The 322-nt window shown below is 34.8% G+C and carries 1 protein-coding gene; it reads right to left on the bottom strand.

Annotation, left to right across the window (positions count from 1 at the left end; genetic code table 11):
• Positions 1-291: hypothetical protein (locus JJB97_RS18470; RefSeq protein WP_317981617.1), on the bottom strand; the 291-nt coding region annotated here is incomplete at its 3' end.
• Positions 292-322 lie beyond the last annotated feature (31 nt).

The raw sequence follows: 322 nt of genomic DNA, 5'->3' as shown, positions 1-322 counted from the left end.
GTTAAAACGGATTGGATAGTGGGTTTTACGAAACCATTCTTTTAAAATGAACTTACTTAATAAATATATCGATATGAGTAAAAGTAATATTAAAAAAACCCGTCCCTTCCAGTTACTATAATCTCCATTAAAAACATCAGAAAAAGTCAGAAAAACAGAAGCGATAGCAAAATAAATAACAAACGCACACAGTAATCCAACTAAGGAACTTGGTATACCTTTACCGGCATAATATTTACAGACCGTTTCCAGCCAGACTGAGTTCATTCGTATAACGGAATTTTCATCCATAATAAACTGAACGTTTCGCCGCTGCCCCTGG

It is taken from the genome of Tenebrionibacter intestinalis (assembly GCF_016632365.1).
GTDB lineage: Bacteria > Pseudomonadota > Gammaproteobacteria > Enterobacterales > Enterobacteriaceae > Tenebrionibacter > Tenebrionibacter intestinalis.
The sequence above is the reverse complement of the archived record's forward strand: the minus strand, read 5'-3'. Positions and strand labels throughout refer to the sequence as shown.